Genomic DNA, 19,911 nt, shown 5'->3' on the forward strand with positions numbered 1-19,911 from the left:
GAGGCGGCGTCCGTGGCAAAACGGCAGCGCAAACGACTGGGAGACCTGCTCATTGAGGCAGGACTCATCACCCAGGAGCAGCTGAAGGAAGCTCTGCAGGGGCAGAAGCAGACCAAGCTTAAGCTGGGCCAGTACATGATTCAGACGGGCATGATCAAGGAAGGGGTCATGCTCTCCACCCTGTCCACGCAACTGCGCATCCCGCAATATCAGCCCGACAAATACCCTTTTGAGGAAGGGGTCGCGGAGCTGGTTTCCGAACAGATCGCCCAGAAGAACCGCGTGGTTCCGCTGCAACGCAAAGGCCCGTTGCTCATTGTGGCCATGCCCGATCCTATGGACATCACGGCCCTTGATACCGTGGAAATCGCCTCCAATATGGAGGTGGAGCCGGTCATTTGTTCGGAAAATGACTATGAGATGCTCTTTTCCACCATCTATGGCCGTGGTTCGTTGCAGGACGACACCTATGAAGGGCTGGTGGATGAGGCTGTCGGGGCCGAGGATCCGGGCGAGGCTGCGGCCGAGAATGAGCTGAATGTCGACGCGCTCACGGACATGGCGGAACAGGCGCCTGTCATCCGCATGGTCAACTCCATCCTCAACCAGGCCGTGCGCGAAAACGCCAGCGATATCCACATCAGTCCGGAGCGGGATTATGTGACGGTACGCTACCGTGTGGATGGCAAGCTGCGGTCCGTGCCTGCGCCGCCCAAATCCATTTTTCTTCCTTTGGTTTCGCGCATGAAAATCATGGCGAATATGGATATCGCCATCAGCAAGATTCCCCAGGACGGCCGCTTTTCCTTTCATACGCAAAATCGTGAATTCAACGTGCGTGTTTCCTCACTGCCCACCATCTATGGCGAAAACCTGGTGCTGCGACTTCTGGACCGCAACGCCCACGGTCTGACCTTGGATGAGCTGGGCTTTTCCCGGTTCGACCGAACCAAGGTGGAGCAGGCCATCCGCCAGCCCTACGGTATGATCCTTGCCGCCGGACCCACGGGCAGCGGCAAGACAACCACGCTGTATTCCTTTTTGCGGGCCATCAAAAATGATGAAATCAATATCATTACCCTGGAGGATCCGGTGGAATACCGGATCGACAAAATTCGTCAGGTGCAGCTCAACACCAAGGCGGGCATGACCTTTGCCTCGGGATTGCGGTCCATCTTGCGGCAGGATCCGGATGTGGTGCTGGTGGGAGAGGTTCGCGACCACGAAACAGCGGAAATTGCCACGCAATCGGCCCTGACCGGACACCGGGTGCTCTCCACGCTGCACACCAACGAGGCTGCGGGGGCGATCACGCGATTGGTGGAAATGGGGCTGGAACCGTTTCTTGTGGCCTCGGTCTTGCTTCTGTCCGTAAGCCAGCGGCTGGTACGGAAGATTTGTCCGTATTGTCAGGAACCATACGATCCGCAGGATTACCTGATCAAGTCGTTCGGGTTATGGAATGTGCGCGACCGGGTCACGTTTATGCGGGGCAAGGGGTGTCCCCAATGCGGGCAGTCCGGATTTCGGGGGCGTTTGGCATTGTTTGAAATTTTGCAGGTGGATGAAATGGTGCAGGATATGATTCTGCATCGGGCTTCGTCGCAGGAGATCACCCGTGCGGCGGTGCGGGGCAAGACCATGCAGACGCTGAAGATGGATGCGGCGCGCAAGGTGGCGGCCGGTCTGATCACCCTGGAGGAAGCGGCTTCCGCCATTATGCTCTAGCCGTGTTCCGAGCCGGCGTTGTCCTGCCCCTTGCGCAGGGTGCGACCGAGCGGTAACGGAATGAAGCGCGCCGCGACGGTTTGTTCGGCGATAATGGAAAACCGTGCGGTTCATCGGCTGGGAAGACGCCTTTGCGGTAGCGTAAACCGCCTGCGGGCGGAGAGAGCATTTTTTGTTGGAGGGATCGGTGCCGGTTTTTACATACAAGGCCATGGGGAACGACGGGGCCAAGGCCTCGGGCACCCTGGAGGCGGAGTCCCTGGAGCAGGCGTATGAAAAGCTCCTGGGCCAGGGATACATTCCGTCCATGGTCAAACCCGGCGGACGGCTCAAGACCCGGACAGAAACCGAAGCGGGCGGTTTTGCCACGCGGTTCACCAAGGTCAAGGCCCGCGATGTGATCCTGTTCACCAAGCAGTTGCGCACCATGCTCAATGCGGGAATCCCCGTGCTCCAGTCCCTTCAGACGTTGCTGGGCCAGATGGAGAACCCCAAGCTCAAGGCCGCCGTGGAACAGATTGCCAAGGACATCGCGGGCGGTGCGTCCATGTATCGGGCCTTTGGCCGCCAGAAGCATATTTTCAGCAATCTGTACAGCAACATGATCCGTGCCGGAGAAATTTCCGGAACACTCATTCAGGTGCTGGACCGGCTGATCTACATTGTGGAACATGAGAACAAGGTCCGCAAAGACATTCAGAGCGCCCTGACCTATCCCATCATCGTGGTGGTGGCCCTGGTGGTGGCCTTTGTGGTGTTGGTTACCTTCGTGCTTCCCAACTTCATCACCATGTTTGAAAGTCAGGGCGTGGAATTGCCCTGGCCCACCCGCGTGTGCATGGGTATTCACGCCTTTTTCGTGGGGTATTGGCAAATCGCGGTGACCGGTTTGATCGCGGGGGCGTTCGGCATCTGGTACTGGGCCAAGACGGATAAGGGGCGGCTGTTTTTCGATACGCTGCTTTTGAGCTTGCCCATTCTTGGTCCCGTGTTCGTTAAGGCGGCCATGTCCCGGTTTGGAAGCATTTTCGCTATTTTGCAGTCCAGCGGCATCACGGTGTTGGAAAGCGTGCAGATTATTTCCGGCACCATTGGCAACGCGGCCGTGGCCAAGCAGTTCGACAACGTGCGCGAGATGTTGGAGCAGGGGCGGGGACTGGCTGCACCGCTCAAGCAGGCAAAATATTTCACCCCAATGTTGGTGACCATGGTGGCCATCGGCGAGGAATCGGGCCAGCTTGAGGAGATGCTCAAGGATGTGGCCCAGCATTACGACTACGAGGTGGAGTATTCGGTGGGGCGCATGAGCGAATTGCTCGGGCCGGTGCTGGTGGCGTGCCTGGCCGGGGTGGTGGGGTTTTTTGCCCTGGCGGTCATGTTGCCCATGATCGATATGATGACGTCGGCTATGGCCGGTATGTGACCGGATTTTGTAGCGAATGCGTGTCGCGGATATATTTTCGCTTGGGCTGGCCCCGGGCGTGTGCTATGTGAAAAGGCAAAGGAAGAGAATGGATACACCCATCAACCAGCAACCATGCGGGACATCGGCCCTGTCGCCGATCCGCAGGGAGGGACGTATGGAACGGACGAAACAACGTCGTAGGCAGGGCGGTTTCACGCTCATCGAACTCATCACCGTGATCATCATCCTCGGCGTACTCGCCGCCGTGGTGACTCCCCGGTATTTCGACATGGTCAGCGAGGCTGAGACCGCCGCTGCGGAAGGTGCCGCTGCCGAAGGTGTGGGACGCTTCAATCTGGCGTATGCCAAGTATGTTATGGACAACAACCAAGCTCCAGCCAACCTCGCGGCGCTCCAGGGCGATACCTACCTGGGTACCGATGCTTCGGATGTTGTCGTGGCTGGTGATTTCCAGTTCACCTACAGCGTTGCCAACGACGTGGTGACCGTGGCCGTGGCCACCGACCCGGACGGGGACGGCACCTACACGGATACGGGCGTCAGCAAGACGTTTGACTGGCCCGACTAAACCGGCGGTCTGAAAACGGCGTCACAGGGTCCGGAGGAGTGCGCTTCTCCGGACCTTTTTGCAAGGAGGACTCCTGATGCCCGGGGGACGCAGACGGGACGGACAAAGCGGATTCACCCTGATTGAGGTCATTGTGGTCCTGGTGATTCTCGGTGTGCTGTCCGGGGTGATTGCTCCAAACTATTTCAGCATGGTACAAGAGTCCGATACCGCCATGGCCCGGGGAGCCGCTTCCGAAGGGCTGGGACGCCTCTATTCCGCTGTGGGGCTGTATTATGTCCATGAAAAATCCCGTCCCACGGGGCTTTCCCAATTACGCGGCGATGCCTACCTGGGGACTGATGAATCCGACCAGCTTGATCTGGGGGAGTATCGGCTCAGCTTTAGCCAAACCAATGGCGGGGAAAGCGTGCGCATTGCAGTGGAAGCGCTGACCGATCAGGGCGGGTACCGGGATACGGGCGTGGTCCTCATCCAAGAGTGGCCCATGGAATAACGGATTCACCTTTTCGCCACTCGGCTTGACGGCGGGCGACCCGACAGGAAGCAACATGGCCAAGATCAACGCGTTTTTCAAAATGCTCCACGAGCACGGCGGCTCGGACCTGCACCTCAGCGCGGGAGCACCGCCCATGTTGCGTCTGCGGGGCGATCTGCAACGGATCAAGTACAAGCCGTTCAGCGACGAGGATCTCAAGAAACTGCTCTTTGAGATAACCCCGCAAGCCAAAATCAAAGAGTTTGAAGAAACCGGGGATGTGGATTTCGCTTATGAAGCCCCGGGACTGGCCCGGTACAGGGTCAATTTTTTTCGTCAGCACCGGGGCGTGGGCGCGGTATTTCGTGAGATTCCCCAGCACGTCCTGACCACCGAACAACTTGGCCTGCCCCCGCAACTGGCGGAAATGGCCATGCTGGAAAAAGGCATCGTGCTGGTCACCGGTCCCACGGGCAGCGGAAAATCCACCACGTTGGCCGCCATGCTTGATCACGCCAACAAGAAGCGGCGGGACCACATCCTGACCATCGAAGATCCCATCGAGTTCGTGCATCCATCCCAGGGATGCCTGATCAACCAGCGCGAGGTGGGGCGGCATACCGGGAGTTTCAAGGCGGCCTTGCGCGGCGCGCTACGGGAGGATCCGGACATCATCCTCGTGGGCGAGATGCGCGACTATGAAACCATTGCCCTGGCATTGGAGGCTGCGGAAACCGGGCATCTGGTGCTCTCCACTCTGCATACCGTGTCCGCGGTCAAAACCATTGACCGGATTATCGAGGTGTTCCCCGAGGACATGCAATCCCAGGTGCGCTCCAGTTTTGCGGATTCATTTAAAGCCGTCATCTCTCAGACCCTGATGAAGCGGGCCGACGGGTCCGGGCGTGTGGCTGCCGTGGAAATCTTGCGCGGCACGCCGGCCGTGCGTAACCTGATCCGCAAGGGCGAGAACCATCAGATCCCTTCGGTCATGCAGACCAACAAGCATCTGGGCATGCAACCCCTGGACGACCACATTCGGGAGTTGCTCGAACAGGGCGCCATTGACCGTGCCACGGCCCGGCATCATGCCCTGGACCGCAGCAAATTTGAAGATCCTCAGGAACCGTGATGCGGGTTTCCGTTTCGGAAACCAAGGAGCCGCTCATGCAACCCGCCCGATTTCGCGCCATGGTCGCGGCCATCCTGCAACGCTGGTCCCAGGCCTCGGACATCCTCTTCACCGTGGGAACCAGCGTCCAGGCCGAGGTAGACGGTCAATTGCGGGCTGTGCGTCTGAAGGACATGCCCGAACTCACGCCCGAGGCCACACGAAGCATCGCGGAGTGTCTGCTGGGCGACCGGCTGGCGTTGCGCCGCAATCTTTCGGAACATGGCTCCTGCGATCTTTCCTGGGCCTTGGGCGGGACGGCTCGGTTCCGGGTCAACGTGTTTCGTCAGCGGGGCCGCTATGCCGTGGTCATGCGCCGTTTGCCTGAGCGTGTGCCGGAAATGGAGGAATTGCAGCTCCCGCCGGTGTTTGCGGAAATGGCGCAGGAGCGGCAGGGGCTGGTGCTGGTCACGGGCGGCACGGGCGCGGGCAAGAGCAATTCTTTGGCTTCGCTCATCCAGACCATCAACCGGACGCGGCCGGTCCACATCGTCACGCTTGAAGATCCCATTGAATTTGTGCATGAGCACGCCAAAGGCGTTGTAAACCAGCGGGAATTGCATACGGATTTTGATTCCTTTGCCTCGGGGTTGCGTGCGGCCCTGCGCCAGGCGCCCAAGGTGATCATGGTCGGGGAAATCCGGGATCGGGCAACCATGGAAATCGTATTGCAGGCGGCCGCTACCGGCCATCTGGTCCTGGCCACGCTGCACACGTCGGATGCCGCAGGAACCGTGCAGCGGGTGCTCGGATTGTTTGAACCGCATGAGGAACGACTGGCGCGTATGCAGCTGGCCGCGCATTTGCGTTGCGTGGTGTCTCAGCAATTGCTGCCTCGCGTGGACGGACCCGGTCGGGTGCCGGTCTTCGAGATTCTTCGCAATACGTTGAGCGTCCGGGAGCTGGTGCTTCAGGGCGAACGCAGCGACAGAACGCTGTATTCCGTTCTGGAGCAGGGTACGGCCCAGGGCATGCAGACCTTTGATCAGCATTTGTTCCAGTTGTACGAACAGGGCGTGATCAGCGAGGAGAATGCATTGTTGGCCGCCGGGGATCGGGCCTTGCTGCTTCAGCGTATTGACTTGTTCAAGTCCGGCCGTGGGGAAGGCACGGACGAACTGCGCCTCGGTGGGTTGGAACCGGATCTGGACGCGGATTTACGCTAGCGGTGTTGCGCAACAGCGTGGTCCGGTCCATGAGGTTTTGATCACACCATAAACGGATGGTGGCCGGGATTCCCCTCCCTGAACCGACATTTTTTGCGTGTGATTGTTTTGGGGACTGGTTTCGTTCGTGTGGAACGCAGAAAAATGCCCCTGGGAACATGGATTCCCGGGGGCATTTTGTTGTTATGAATGCGCCTGAGGGCTACATGTCGATGATTTTGTGCGCGATTTCATCACCGATGCTGGTGATGAACGGAATGCCGGTTTCACGCTCGGTTTCACGGTTGCCCGAGGCAATGTCGCCACGGCTGATGGCGGAAAGCTCGAACTTGCGCACACCGGCCAGGAGCTGCTGCAGAGCGGCGGAGAGCTTGTCCACCAGACACCAGACGCCCACGGCGCCGTAGGGGATGTCCTTCATGGCGTCCTTGCCGACCTTGGCTTCCACATCGTGCCAGCAGGCGAAGATTTCTTCGGCGGAATGGCCGTATTTGGCCACGGAAGCCGGGAGCTTGTCCCAGTTTCCGTTCACGGCTTCGCGGCGATCCGGGCGCAGCACGCCTTCGATGTTGGATCCCACAAAACCGGGAACCATCATGGCGCGGCCCATGCAGATCAGTTTGGAGAAGGGAGCGCCCATGGCCAGTGCTTTGAAGATGTTGCTGCCCTTGGCGAATCCTCCGGCAAAGGAAAGGTCCACCACGTTTTCGCCCTTGGCGGCCAGACGAGTGGCATACTCGTGGGCCTTGGCGTGCAGCAGCACCGAGGGAACGCCCCAGGATTCCATCATGTTCCAGGGGGACATGCCCGTGCCGCCGCCGGAACCGTCGATGGTCAGCAGGTCCAGTTTGGCTTCAGAGGCGAACTTGATGGCCATGGCCAGCGCTTCCATGCCGTAGGAACCGGTCTTGAGGGAAATGCGCTTGAATCCGAGCTTGCGCAGGTATTCAACCGTGCTCATGAAGTCGTCGTGGACCTGGTCAAAGCTGCTCAGGTCCGTGTAGCCCAGGCGGCTGTGGCGGGCAAAGGTGTGGATCGCACCGTTTTTAAAGGCTTCCTGTACGGAGGGCTTTTCAGGATCGGGGTCCACGAGGTAGCCGCGCTGCTTCAGGAACAGGGCGTAATCCAGGCTGGTGACTTCGATTTCGCCGCCGATATTCTTGGCACCCTGGCCCCATTTCAGCTCGATGATGACGTCGTCGCCATACTTTTCAGCCACGTATTCGGCCACGCCGTTGCGGGTGTCCTCCACGTTGAGCTGGACGATAATGGCACCGTACCCATCGTAATATTTACGGTAAATATCAATACGGCGGTCCAGTTCCGGGGCCGAAGATATGCGGCCCTTCTCGATTTTGGAATCGCGGTCCACGCCCACGACGTTTTCACCGATCACGATGGGGGCGCCCACAAGAGCGCAGCCCACGGCAAAAGCGTCCCAGTATTTTGCGGCGATGAAGGTGGAACCGAGGGCGCCGGTCATGAACGGAACGCGGCATTTTGTTTTTTCATCCGCGCCAAAAGAGGTCTCCAGGTTCACGTCGGTGAACAGGAAATCGCCATTTTCACCGGGGGTTCCGAATGCACCGTAGTTGTTGCCCTGGATGCGAACAGAGTTGTAGCTGACGCCTACATGTGTCGTATTGCCGCTGCCAGCGGTGACGAGACCGAAGTCACGCGGGTACAACATTTCTCTTCCGCGAAGGGAAGAGAGCCATGTTTCACATTTGCCCTGACAGTCAGCCCTGCAAAGCGTGCACAGTCCGGATTCAATAGCGTTACCACGGTTCACGGATCCAAGAACATCATTCGATTTAGGCCAGTTATTCATATGTGTCTCCTTCATTCAGAAAGTTGCTCAACCTACGGAAAAAAACGGCGCGCCGTCAAGGAAAACCCGCAAGTTTTGTCATTTTTGGGAACAAAAAAAGGAAAGCAGGGTTCTGAGTGGGAAAATTTGGCAGTGTTTAGTTGCATAATTGTAAAAAGATGGATTGTGAACACTGTTCGAACAGCAACAAAATTGCAGTTGAATTGCAGACAAAGCAGGTCAAGAATAATGGTGGAAAAATAGCCCGCACCGGTGAATATTTATGAGGGTACAGGCCGGATATTTTTGTAAAAAAATAAAGCTGTCGAGTGGGTGTTCCGTGGAGTCTTAAACCGCGTTTTGGTGAGAAAATACGTCAAAAATATCAAATTACGCATGCTCAAGAGGCGCAACGACGCGCAAAAATGGGGGAGCAAGGTCTGCTGCATGGGAAAAAACGTTTTATGTCCCTTGTGCTGCACGTCGGAACCGTGGCTTGTAGCTCGGCGTCCGTCGTTTGGGGGGGGGAGGATGGAACCTGGAGCGGCATCATGCGACCATTCGCAGAGGCCCAGGGGCGCAGGGCCACCAAAAATGGCAGGTACCCGGGAGCGGAATTGTCCCTGGCCGATCCGCTCGTGGGGGAATGGGGACAATGGGGGACCGTTGGCCCGAAGAAACATGGAGTCTCGGGTTGGTGGCGCGGCAGGGAGGCCCGGCGCAAGTGAACGATTGGAGAAAGGCTGTCCCGTTGCAGGCGGTCAGGAGGACTCGGGCGGGCAGGGCTGACCTTCGGCATTGATGATTTGGTCGCGGCCCGCTTTTTTTGCCTTGTAAAGAGCTTTGTCGCTGGCGGCCACCAAGGGAGAAGATTCGGCCCCGGGGAGCGGAACCGTGGCGGCAACACCGATGCTCACCGTAACATGATCGCTGATGGAGGAATCCGGGTGGGGCATGGCCAGGGTTGCAAGCTGATTCTGGATGGCACGGGCCAGGCGGCATCCTCCCTCCATATCGGTATCCGGCAGCAGGGCGATGAACTCCTCACCGCCGAAGCGGGCCAGAAAGTCGGCAGGACGGCGAAATGCGTTTTGGATCGCATGAGCCACGGCTTTCAGACACTTGTCACCTTCCAGGTGTCCCAACGCGTCATTGTAGCGCTTGAAAAAATCAATGTCGATCATGAGCAGGCTGAGGGGAGCCTGATCCCGCGCACACCGCTGCCATTCCTGGGCCAAAGTGGAGTCGAAATGCCGCCGGTTGGCTACGCCGGTAAGCCCGTCCAGACTGGACAGAGCCTCCAGTTCCCGGGTCATGCGTTCGAGTTCCAGTTCGCGGATTTTGCGTTGGTCCATCTCCTGCTTGAGGCGCTGGGCGGAGCCGACCCGGGCGCACAGTTCCACCCGGTGCACCGGTTTGGTGATGTAGTCGTTGGCTCCGGCGGCGAAGGCGCCTTCCAGGTCTTCCAGGCGGTCGCTGGCGGTAACCATGATTACGGGAATATCTGTATATCTGGGTTTGGATTTGAGTTGCCGGGTGGCATCAATGCCGTTGGCATCCGGCATTTCAAGGTCCATCAGTATCACGTCTGGAAGCTCCTGCTCCGGGGTGCGATCAAGCAGGGCCAGGGCTGCGGCAAAGCCCTCGGCGTCCTCGGCCCCGCCGAATCCCTCGGCATGCAGCACCGTTTTCAGCAGCAGCCGGGATGTTTCGGAATCATCAATAATAAGCAGGCGCATGGTTACGGCTCGTCGTGAATGATAATATCGCCGTAGCGAATGGTTGTTTCGGCGGGGGATTCCGCGTTGCGTTCCTGCCGGGGGGATGCCGGTTTTTCCGAGTGCTGGAGGGAGTGCTGCTGTTCTTCCCGTTGCTTTTGTTCTTCGGCAAGGCGCTCCTGGATGATTTTTTGTTGTTGGAGTGCTTCTTCCTCGGTCTTGGGGCGGTCGGGCAGGGACGGGTCGGGCGGGCCGAACCCCAAAGCAGGAGTCCCGACCAGACCGGCCAGCAGGAGCAGCACGGCGGTGGCAGCGAACGGTTTCATATGGCGTCGTATCCTTGCAGGGTGCGGTTGCGGTCAGGGATGCTCCAGTCCGTCATGATACAGTCCCTGGACTTCCTCTTCGGACAGCATTCTATCATAGATGTAGACGCCATCAATGACCCCGTCAATGGGGTATCCGCCATTAATGATCTGGGAGCCGATGTGCAGACCCACATTTCGGCTTCGCGACCCGTCGCATGTGGCCCGGGTGTCGCTGAGTTGCCCGTTGATGTATAACCGCATGTCGTCCCCGGGGGCCGCGGTATCCCAGGTGGCCACAATGTGGTACCAGCGTTGCAGTTCCATCTCGTCATCCGCGAAGAGGCAGTTGCCGTAGGGGGTTCCCCAGGCATCGTCCTGGAAGGTGCAGAACATGGGCTTGCGTTCGCCGCGCCGAATCCGTTCGCCGTCGAACCGTATGTTGTTCTGGGTGAATTGGAGCGTATAGGTTTCGTCCGCCAGAATGCCGTCCGAGGTGACGGTGACCCTGGAATCGCCGTGGTGCACGATGCCGCCCCAGTTTTGGTAGCTGTTGAGGTAGACCCAGGCGGAAACCGCGCCGCGATTGGTAAGGTCCAGGAGTTGCGAATTGGGTGTTGTTTTGAGGATATGGGCCTGGCCTTGGTTGCGGTTGTCCACGAGCAGGCCGGAGCAGGAGGGGCAGCCTGTCCCCGCCACCCAGTAGGCGTTGGAGATGGAGCCGTCCAGATCGTTGTCGCTTATGTCGTGCAGGACGTCGCCGCTGCCTTCGTACATGGGCCAATAGGCCAGGTAGTCGGTGGGGGCTTGTTTCGTGGCGCAATATTCGGGATCCACCTTGAAGTTCAGCGCAAAGTCCGAGAGGGTCAGCAGCATGGTGGTGGCGCCGGTGGCCGTGGTCCAGCCGAAGCGGACATGCTCCATTTGGTCGTGGCGATTTTGGTTGAGCACGACCGAGTTGGTGATCTGCGGCAGCGTGGCCGGATTGTCGGGATCCGCATAATCCTGGGTCAAATCGTCAAACCCGTCGGGCATTGTTTCATCGTCTCGAACGATCCAGCCCTTGAGCGCATAGCAATAAAAGCCTTCGGCATTGGCCTCCAGGGAGCGGTCCAATTCCACGCGCACACGGAATTTTTTGTGTTGGTCGGGCCAGTTGTTGTTATAGTTGCGGATCCAGCTGTTGCTGTTTTCATAATAATAGCCGTCAAAGCCCGCGCCGGAGTTGCTCCAGTCGCTGGGATTGCGCGGTTCTTCATCCGTGAGCAGCCCTGCGCCGTGCTGGTTGTCGTCAAAGCATCCGTCGCAGGAGGGACCGTAATCGTCCTCCCGTCCCCAGTACACCACGGCCACATGGTCATGGCGGACATCGTTGCGGGAGAAAAGCTGGCAGGGCCAGTCCTGTCCGCTGTTGCGGAACAGGTCGAACTCCAGGGCCAGCTTGGGGGGCAAAATGCCCTGGCCTGAGATGCCCGGCCCGGCGTATCCGAGGAGTTCGCCTGGGAATCCGTAGGGACTTGATTGGCCGCCGCAGGCCGTGGCCGGATTTTCTGAGGCGCTCATGACCGTAAAGGTGAAGCCGTCGCCCCGGCTTCCCGGAGCCAATTCGAAATCAAAATAGGCGCGAAAACCGCTGCCGAGAAGGCAATCACCGTCCGTACAGGTTTGCAGGTCGCCCCCGTACCAGATGCAGCCGAACACGCCGCGCTCGCCGCCGCCCAAAATAATGGTTTTGGTCTCCGGATCCACCTGTACGGCATCGTCGGCGCGACCCTGATCCGGGAAAAAGGGCTGGGTGCCTTCGCCGATCTCCTCAAAGCTCTCGAAGTCGTCTTCGAATCCAAGTTGCCCGGGATCGGTAACGGACAGGGAATAGGTGGCGGTCAGGCTGGTCTGCGCCTGGGAGGAGCCGGAACAGGCGGTTCCCTGGCAGGTGACGTTGACGTAATATGCTCCGGTGCCGCCGACCTGGTAGGGGGAGGAAATGGTGGTGAAGGTAAAGGAGTTGCCGTCGGAAAGGGTGTTGGTCCGCTGGGAGCCGGTAAGCGCGGCAATGCGTTGGTTCACGTTGAGCAGGCCCGTGAGTTGGCGGAGTTCCGAGGCCGCGTAGCGCAGGCCGGATTCAGCCATGAACCGGGCCTGGGCCTGACAGTTGGGCCGGGCCGTGGTCATGCGCGAACTGCTGAACAGCGCCACGGACGCGGCGGCCAGAGAACCGAAAATGACCAGCGCCACAATGAGATAGACGATGGTGCTCCCGCGTTGCCGGGCGTTGCCGTTGTCAATGGAGTGGAGTCCGGTGGTTGAGCGCATCGTGACCTCGTTGGTTTCCGCGCCGGGGCGCGGCAGGGTGCCGGCGGAGCATTGCGGCAAGGCGTTCTGTTGTGCTGCCGCGCAACAAGCACGTTCCTGCGTGCTGCCGCTGTGCGTCGGTTTGCTGCTATGTTCCTGCCACATCTCGCATTTGCTGAACGGCCTGGGCTGGATCGTGGGCAGCGGCCAGCTAGAGCCGGATGAATTCGCGCGGCGTGACCCGCAGTTCAAACACAGGGCCGGTGCCGTTGATGCGGAACGTGACGTTGATGGCGGATATTTCCTGATTTGAAGCGTCGCCATCCGTGTTGGCTTGATCCACCCGCAACGTGAAGTCCGTGACATTGTCCAGCAGCAGGTGGCTATCCGTTCCCTTGTCCAGATATAAATCCGTACCCGCGAGTCGGATTTGCCGCACGCCGGACAGCAGAGGCTCCGTGGTTTCATATTGCAGCGACACATCCGGGGTGAGCGTGACGGTGGAGCCGCCGCCCAGGCCCGTGATGAGCCGGAACTCCGAGGAGAGCCGGTTCAGCGTGTTGTGCGCGGCCTGCGCGCTGCGAGACGATTCACTGGTGATCAGATAGCTGTTCATGGCCAGGGAAACGAACATGGCCCCGGCAATGGCGATGATGGAAAAGATCAACACCGAGATGATGAGTTCCACGAGGGTGACGCCGCGTTGCGTCGGGTCCGTGTCGCGGCTTCGGCGCATCAGAAATTCACCGTATCGTTGTTTTGGCCGCTGATGCGGCTGCGGGTCAGCAGGGTGGAGAGCCGGTAATGGGCGTTGCCCTGATCATCCGGCAGGGACACCGTGACCTTGAGAGTGTCCGTTACCCCGCCTCCGGCCTGTTCGGTTCCCGCAGTGCTGAACGTGATGTAGGCCACGTCGGTTTCCACGCCGTCCTGGTCGTAGTTGCCCGCGGCCTCGTTCTGTACGATCACGGCCAGGGCATTGTCAGGCGTAACCCCGTTTATTTGTTCCAGATAGTCGGCCTGGATGGTCTCCAGGGTGCGTTCCACCAGGGCTTCGTTGCGCACCAGCCCCACCACCTCCGGAGTGATGCCCAGGCGCGGACCCACCAGGGAGACGAGAAAGGCGCCCAGCACTCCCACCAAAATGACGGCAAGGATGGTTTCCACAAGGCTGAACCCGTGCAGCGCGGCGGAGGTACGGCGAGTGCTCATTGTACGTATCCTGTTTCCTGGTGCAGGGTGAGGGTGACGGTGGAAGTGAGATCGGCGCGTGACTGCACCGTGATGGGTTGGTCTGCGAAATAGGGGAACACGGCCGAGGCATAGGGTATGCCGAATTGGTTGAAAATGGCGGTAAAGGCGGTGACGTTCACGCCCCGGGCCGTCATGTCCAGCCGCGAGCCTTCTTCCCCGGGCAGAGGACGTTCCGAAGATGCGTCGTCCGGGGAGGTGCCTTCAAAGAGCCAGCAGTCCCCGCCCTGGCATTTCATGCCCCAGGACTGGCCGGAACTCAGCGCCCGGGCCTGGGCGTATTGCAGATGGGAACGCAGCACGGCCGCCTGGGTCTGGGCGCGGGTATCCAGGCCGCCGACCTGTGTGGCCACGATGGCGGAAACGATTCCGAGAATGATGATCACAACGGCCAGTTCCAGCATGGTGAATCCATGCCGGACTTCCCGGTGCGTTATCGGTGCATTCCGCATGTTTTTGGAAAGAAGCATTGTTCCTGAAACATAGCAAATCGGCTCCCTAGCGTAAAGCGCACGTGCGTCATCCAATCGCCGGAAAACCTTGACGCAGTTGCAACATAACGACATCGGCCCGTCACCTGGAAAGCGTACTTCCTTGGGCATCGAAACAACCTGATTTCGTCACCCAGCAAAGGAGAATGGACTTATGCGCAACCGTGCCCGAGCGTTGCCTTGTTTTTTTCTGGCGGCGTTGTTTTTGACCCTGACACTTTGTGCCTGCCAGGAGCAGGAGACGCAGACCCGGACCGAGCAACAGGCCGCGGCCACGCCTGCTGCGGAGACGCCTGCACATGCCAAATACGTTTTTTTCTTCATTGGTGACGGCATGGGGCTGCCCCAGCGCGCTGCCACCGAGCAGTTCCTCGGCCGCAAGCTCGTCATGGACGGGTTCCCGGCCCAGGGCATCACCACGACCACGGCGGCTGACCGTTTCATCACGGGATCCGCGGCCTCGGCCACGGCTTTGTGCACCGGTGCCAAGACCAACATCGGCTACGTGGGGGTGACTCCCGAACTGAAGCCGCTCAAGACTCTGGCGGAGATGGCCAAGGAAAACGGTATGAAGGTGGGCATCGTGTCCAGCGTGTCCATTGACCATGCCACCCCTGCCGCGTTCTATGCCCATGTGAAGAGCCGGAGTATGTATCATGAGATCGACCATGCCCTGGTCGAATCCGGGTTTGATTTTTTTGGCGGCGGGGGATTGAAGGATCCGCGCGGCGAACGCAAACGGCGCAAGGATCCCGAGGCTCAAACCCTGGGTGATGCCCTGAGCAAGGCCCGGGAAAACGGCTACACCTATGTCAACGACAAGGCCGCGTTCCAGGCGCTGACCCCGGCGGACGGCAAGGTCATTGCCGTGAACGAGTGGTTGCAGGACAGCGGAGCCATGCCCTACGTGCTGGACATGACCGAAAAAGACATCACGCTGCCCGAGTTCACGTCCAAGGCCATTGAAATGCTTGATAACGACGACGGATTCTTCCTCATGGTGGAAGGCGGCAAGATCGACTGGGCCTGCCACGCCAATGATGCGGGTGCGGCCGTGACGAACAACGCCTCCTTCGACGACGCCGTTGCCGTTGCCGTGGAATTCGCCAAGGCGCATCCCCGGGAAACGCTGATCGTGGTCACTGGCGACCATGAGTGCGGTGGACTGACCCTGGGATTCGCGGGAACCAAATACGAAAGCTACTTTGATGTGCTCGGCGAGCAGAAAATGTCGTTCCAGAAGTTCACGGATGAAACGCTCCCCGCGTTCGTGAACCGCAATGCGCCCTTTGTGGAGCTGCAGCCCGTCATTGCCGAGAAGTTCGGTCTGCGCTTCCAGGGCAACGCCGATGAGGACCATCTGGTGCTCCAGCCCCATGAAGTGACCATGCTGGAGCAGGCCTATGCGCGTTCCCTGGCCGGGGAAACCGAGGGCGGCGGAGCCGAGGAATATTTGCTCTATGGCGAATACGATCCGTTGGCCGTGACCCTGACCCATCTTTTGAACCGGAAGGCTGGTCTGGCCTGGACGTCCTACAAACACACCGGTGTTCCTGTAAGCACTTCGGCCATGGGTGTCTCCGCCGAATTGTTCAACGGTGCCTACGACAACACGGACGTGGCTCTGAAGATCATGCAGGCCATGGGCATGGAGTCGAACGTTCACTTCCTGGCCCAATCCAACTAAAAGCATCACCTCCACTCCCATCCCTCCGAGGGGGGCGGCTCCCGGGTCGTCCCCCTCCCATTGCAAGGACGTGTCCATGCCGAAGTTCTTTTCCGGTGCTGTTTGCATGTGTTGCGGCCGCTGGGGCGCGGACGCACTGCTAACCGTTGTGTTTTTACTGCTTTGTCTGGGGCTTTGGCTGATTCCCACGGGGTTTGAGCAGCGTTTGGACACGGATGCGGTCAGCTGCCGTGGCCGTGTCGTGGAGACCGATGATTCCGAGGTGCAGCGGTTGGGCATGATCCTGGCCGGAGAACAGGACGTGACCCTGCGCCTTTTGGACGGTCCGTTTCAGGGACGGGTGGTTCGCGGACTCAACCCCCTGCTCGGTCAGATGGACCGGGACAAGATTTTTCGGCCCGGGGACACGGCGTTGGTGGTGCTCACGCTGGACGCAAAAGGGGAAATCCGTACTGTGAATCCTCAAGATCACCACCGGTTGGGTGCGGAGTTGTTGTTGCTCGGCATGTTCGCACTGCTGCTTGTGGTGTTTGGAGGATGGACCGGAGCCAAAGCGTTGCTGTCCTTTGTGTTTGCCGCATTGATGATCTGGAAGGCGTTGGTTCCGCTGCTCCTCAAGGGGGTGCCGCCGTTGCCGCTTTGTCTGGGCGTGACCTCGCTGCTTTGCGGCGCTATTATCTTTCTCGTGGCCGGGGTGGGGCGCAAAGGTGTCACTGCATTTTTGGGTGCGTTGCTCGGGGTGCTGGTCAGTGGAACGCTGGCGCATCTGTTCACCAACACGTTGCATCTTCATGGCGCGATTCTCCCGTTTGCCGAAACGCTGCTTTATTCCGGGTATGCGCATCTGGATCTGACGGAAATTTTTGTGGCCGCCGTATTTCTTGCTTCAAGCGGCGCGGTCATGGATCTGGCCATGGACGTGGCCGCCAGCATGGACGAGGTGGTGAGCAAGAATCCCGGCATGGGACGGGGCGAGGCGTTTTTTTCGGGGCTTCGCGTGGGGCGGGCCGTGGTGGGCACTATGACCACCACGTTGTTGCTCGCCTATTCCGGCGGCTACATCACCTTACTGATGGCGTTTATGGCTCAGGGGGTTCCTCTGACCAATACCTTCAACCTGGTTTATGTGGCCGGAGAGGTGCTCAAAACCCTGGTGGGAAGCTTCGGCCTGGTCTTGGTGGCCCCGTTTACGGCCGGGGCCGGAGCCATGATTCTGGTTCGCGGCGCCACACAGCGCAACCAATCCGGGTAGACGTTTGCCGGAAACGAGCGCGCTTTGGGGCGGGCCTTGGAGCTATTGTTGTTCGGCATTTTCCCAGTTGGGATGGGTGATGTCCTCAAAGGCGGTGATGGCGGCTACGGAGCCTTCTCCTATGGCCGTGACGATTTGCTGGACGCCGCCCGTAATGTCGCCGCAGGCGTACACCATTTTTCGGTTTGTGCGCATCTGCTTGTCCACCTTGATGAATCCGGCGCTGTCCAACTCCAGGTTCAGGGACTGGGCCAGTTCGTTGTGGGGTGTGTAGCCGACGGCGATGAAGACCCCGTCCAGGTCCAGGCTTCGGGTTTCCCCGGTTGTGGTATCGCGTAGGGTCACACTATGGGCGCGTCCGTTGCTGCCGTGGATTTCCTCCACCACGGTATTCCAGAGCACGGGGATGTGTTCGCGCTGTAGGGAGTCCTGAAGATGCTTCTGGGCGCGGAAGCTGTCCCGGCGGTGGATCACGGTCACGTCGATGCCCAGGTTTTTGAGGTGCAGGGCGTCGGTAAGGGCGGTGTTGCCGCCGCCCACCACGGCTACTCTCTTGCTTTTATAGAGATATCCGTCGCAGGAGGCGCAATAGTTGACGCCCGAACCGAGATACTCTTCCTCCCCGGGAATGCCGAGTTTACGATAGGTGGCGCCCGTGGCCAGAATCAGTGCCTTGGTCGAATATTCTCCCCTGGGGGTGCGGCAGAGCAGACGGCCGTCCTGTGACGTCACATCACTCACGCCTTCCCCTTCCTGCACGGTGGCGTATTTTCTGGCGTGGTCGGTCATGATCTCCATGAGTGTCTTGCCCGGCACCGAGGTGAAGCCCGGGTAATTTTCCACCATGGGGGTCAGGGCGACCTGTCCGCCGATGACGCCCTGCTCAAGGACCACGGTATTCAGCCCGCTGCGCACAGCGTAGATGGCCGCGGTAAGACCGGCAGGGCCGGCCCCCGCAATGACCACGTCGTATTCCCCGGGTTCGGCCTCGGGCAGATCCATCTCCGTCCGGGCGTCCAGTTCTTCCGCGTTTTTCAGCCCGAGCAGCTCCAGGGCAAAGCGTTCCTCAGGCAAAAGCCCGAGTTGTTCGTATTCGCCGTCGTTAAACACGGTGTGCGGAACGGAACCTACATTGTATTTGGAAGAAAGTTCGGGATGTTCATCCGCTTCCACGCATTCTGCGGAGACCAGTTCGGGGCGTTCAATGGCGCAGCGAAAGGCGTTGAGCACCTGACCTGGGCAGTATGGACAGGTGGGCGTGACAAAGACCTGGGCTTTGCGCGGCTGGTCCAGGTGGCCAAGAATGGCCCGGGATGTTTCGGAAAGCCCGCTGTCCCCGCGTGAGGCCAGCAGCAGGGCCGTGAGGAACGAGCGGCCTTCTTCTCCCACGGGGGCGCCGGTGAATCGAATGTCGTACCGGTCCGGTGCGATGCGTAGTACCGGGGAGCTGGTGATGTTGTTGTTCTGCGCTTCCTCACTCTCCAGGCCGTGGAATTCGGGCCGGATGCGCTGGTTAATGCGCTGGAGGTCGTGCAGCAGCTTTTCCACGTATTCATTATAGGCATCATTGAGTCCCGGAGCCGTGAAGACCTGTACCAAGACCTCCCGCTCCAGCCCCTTGAATAATTCCTGCAGGCGGTCGCGGGCCTCCTTGGGCAGAAACCAATCCTGGTCGTTGCCTGTTTGGTCTTGGGTGTGGTGATCATGATCGGTCATGGCGTGCTCCCGGGCAGGATGTCTGGACATTTCTGGAGGCGCTTCAGCAATTGACGCGCCGCAAGGCGTTACAATTGGGAGTAGGATACCTTTTTTGTCTGGAAAGGCAACCGGGGGTCGGGGCAGCCATGGGTCGAGCTGTCTGGAATCAGGAGGAAAATAACATCTCCGAGCGGATTCGGAGGCTTTGGATTGATTAGATAAATATAGTTAACAATGTAAACTTGCTCAATATACTGTGTAGCAAGGGTTTACAGGTGAATCATGGCTTGTTAGGAGTAATCTTTACTGACTTTTAAAAATCGTAACAAACGAGAATCATGAAGTTTTCATCCGCATTCCTGTTGGTCGGAGCCTTGATTGCCCTGGGTATGCTTTCCCATCAATGGGGCTTTCGCCTGGGAGGTATGGGGGACTCGCTGGCCAAGGTGTCCATCAAATGGCGTCTGCCCGCAGCCGGACCCGACGGCCGGGGCTTGGACGACAAGGACATGACCCGCACCAGAGCCGCACTGGATAGCCAGGCCCGGCACCTGCGCAGCGCCGAGGTGATGGTGGACCGTAATCCCCTGCGGTCCAGGGACACCATGGACGGCTCCCTGCGCAAGGCGGCCAGGTATCGCATGCGGCTGGAGTTGGCCAACGGCATTTTGCTGGAATCGCGTGAACGGTTGGTGGATTGGGATCATTTGGATGCGTCCATGGCCCGGACCGTGAAGGAGACGTTCGTGGCCTATCGCAAAATGCGCGAGCAGCATGACTTGGACGGGTCGGTGCGGGAGATCAAAAATTTTTAGTCCCGTGTCATGGGGGCGCCTCCTGGCATGTCGGAAGGGAAGTCCCCTCAGTGCG

General features: G+C 59.3%; 17 protein-coding genes. 9 read left to right on the forward strand and 8 right to left on the reverse strand.

The window, feature by feature from the left end; genetic code table 11:
• Positions 1-12: 12 nt before the first annotated feature.
• The 6 genes from B5D49_RS02995 to B5D49_RS03020 all read left to right on the forward strand — a co-directional run bounded on the left by B5D49_RS02995 (position 13) and on the right by B5D49_RS03020 (position 6,537).
• The gene (locus B5D49_RS02995) at positions 13-1,728 is read left to right on the forward strand and encodes a GspE/PulE family protein (protein ID WP_078716176.1); all 1,716 of its coding nucleotides are present in this window, start codon (positions 13-15) and stop codon (positions 1,726-1,728) included.
• A 187-nt stretch (positions 1,729-1,915) separates the two neighbouring features.
• Positions 1,916-3,151 (forward strand): type II secretion system F family protein, encoded by a 1,236-nt coding sequence (locus tag B5D49_RS03000; RefSeq protein ID WP_078716412.1) that lies wholly within the window; start codon positions 1,916-1,918, stop codon positions 3,149-3,151.
• 157 nt (positions 3,152-3,308) lie between these two features.
• Complete coding sequence (locus B5D49_RS03005) at positions 3,309-3,722, forward strand: type II secretion system protein (protein WP_078716177.1); 414 nt, start codon at positions 3,309-3,311, stop codon at positions 3,720-3,722.
• Between the two features lie 76 nt (positions 3,723-3,798).
• Positions 3,799-4,218: a type II secretion system protein gene (locus B5D49_RS03010; protein ID WP_078716178.1), complete on the forward strand. Its 420-nt coding sequence runs from the start codon at positions 3,799-3,801 to the stop codon at positions 4,216-4,218.
• A 55-nt stretch (positions 4,219-4,273) separates the two neighbouring features.
• Positions 4,274-5,332, forward strand: a complete 1,059-nt coding sequence (locus tag B5D49_RS03015) for a type IV pilus twitching motility protein PilT (protein ID WP_078716179.1) — start codon at positions 4,274-4,276, stop codon at positions 5,330-5,332.
• Between the two features lie 35 nt (positions 5,333-5,367).
• The gene (locus B5D49_RS03020; protein WP_078716413.1) at positions 5,368-6,537 is read left to right on the forward strand and encodes a type IV pilus twitching motility protein PilT; all 1,170 of its coding nucleotides are present in this window, start codon (positions 5,368-5,370) and stop codon (positions 6,535-6,537) included.
• 202 nt (positions 6,538-6,739) lie between these two features.
• Here the strand turns inward: B5D49_RS03020 and B5D49_RS03025 are convergent, their stop codons facing one another.
• The 7 genes from B5D49_RS03025 to B5D49_RS03060 form a co-directional block, all read right to left on the reverse strand.
• Positions 6,740-8,368, reverse strand: coding sequence for a glutamate synthase-related protein (locus B5D49_RS03025; protein WP_078716180.1), 1,629 nt, complete (start codon positions 8,366-8,368; stop codon positions 6,740-6,742).
• A gap of 740 nt (positions 8,369-9,108) precedes the next feature.
• Positions 9,109-10,086, reverse strand: coding sequence for a diguanylate cyclase domain-containing protein (locus B5D49_RS03035; RefSeq protein WP_078716182.1), 978 nt, complete (start codon positions 10,084-10,086; stop codon positions 9,109-9,111).
• Positions 10,087-10,088: 2 nt separating this feature from the next.
• Complete coding sequence (locus B5D49_RS03040) at positions 10,089-10,391, reverse strand: hypothetical protein (RefSeq protein WP_078716183.1); 303 nt, start codon at positions 10,389-10,391, stop codon at positions 10,089-10,091.
• A 33-nt stretch (positions 10,392-10,424) separates the two neighbouring features.
• Positions 10,425-12,683, reverse strand: a complete 2,259-nt coding sequence (locus tag B5D49_RS03045; protein WP_144019086.1) for a LamG-like jellyroll fold domain-containing protein — start codon at positions 12,681-12,683, stop codon at positions 10,425-10,427.
• Positions 12,684-12,873: 190 nt separating this feature from the next.
• Positions 12,874-13,398 carry a prepilin-type N-terminal cleavage/methylation domain-containing protein gene (locus tag B5D49_RS03050; protein WP_078716185.1) on the reverse strand — a complete coding sequence of 175 codons (525 nt, stop codon included), beginning with the start codon at positions 13,396-13,398 and terminating at the stop codon, positions 12,874-12,876.
• Positions 13,398-13,874: a type II secretion system protein gene (locus B5D49_RS03055; protein ID WP_078716186.1), complete on the reverse strand. Its 477-nt coding sequence runs from the start codon at positions 13,872-13,874 to the stop codon at positions 13,398-13,400. The genes B5D49_RS03050 and B5D49_RS03055 overlap by 1 nt, the downstream gene beginning before the upstream one ends.
• The gene (locus B5D49_RS03060) at positions 13,871-14,383 is read right to left on the reverse strand and encodes a pilus assembly FimT family protein (protein ID WP_159447118.1); all 513 of its coding nucleotides are present in this window, start codon (positions 14,381-14,383) and stop codon (positions 13,871-13,873) included. Before B5D49_RS03060 ends, B5D49_RS03055 begins: the two co-directional genes overlap by 4 nt.
• 175 nt (positions 14,384-14,558) lie before the next feature.
• Here B5D49_RS03060 and B5D49_RS03065 point away from each other — a divergent pair, with 175 nt between their 5' ends.
• Positions 14,559-16,091: an alkaline phosphatase gene (locus tag B5D49_RS03065; protein ID WP_078716188.1), complete on the forward strand. Its 1,533-nt coding sequence runs from the start codon at positions 14,559-14,561 to the stop codon at positions 16,089-16,091.
• Positions 16,092-16,167: 76 nt separating this feature from the next.
• Positions 16,168-17,343 carry a YibE/F family protein gene (locus B5D49_RS03070; protein WP_234990612.1) on the forward strand — a complete coding sequence of 392 codons (1,176 nt, stop codon included), beginning with the start codon at positions 16,168-16,170 and terminating at the stop codon, positions 17,341-17,343.
• A 42-nt stretch (positions 17,344-17,385) separates the two neighbouring features.
• On the opposite strand, the gene B5D49_RS03075 is transcribed toward B5D49_RS03070, so the two are convergent.
• Positions 17,386-19,059: an FAD-dependent oxidoreductase gene (locus tag B5D49_RS03075; RefSeq protein ID WP_078716189.1), complete on the reverse strand. Its 1,674-nt coding sequence runs from the start codon at positions 19,057-19,059 to the stop codon at positions 17,386-17,388.
• Between the two features lie 320 nt (positions 19,060-19,379).
• Between B5D49_RS03075 and B5D49_RS03080 the strand changes: the two genes are divergently transcribed.
• Entirely contained in the window at positions 19,380-19,856 is a 477-nt protein-coding gene (locus B5D49_RS03080; RefSeq protein WP_078716190.1) for a hypothetical protein, read from the forward strand.
• Positions 19,857-19,911: the final 55 nt, after the last annotated feature.

The sequence above is a fragment of the Paucidesulfovibrio gracilis DSM 16080 genome (assembly GCF_900167125.1).
GTDB classification, from domain to species: domain Bacteria; phylum Desulfobacterota; class Desulfovibrionia; order Desulfovibrionales; family Desulfovibrionaceae; genus Paucidesulfovibrio; species Paucidesulfovibrio gracilis.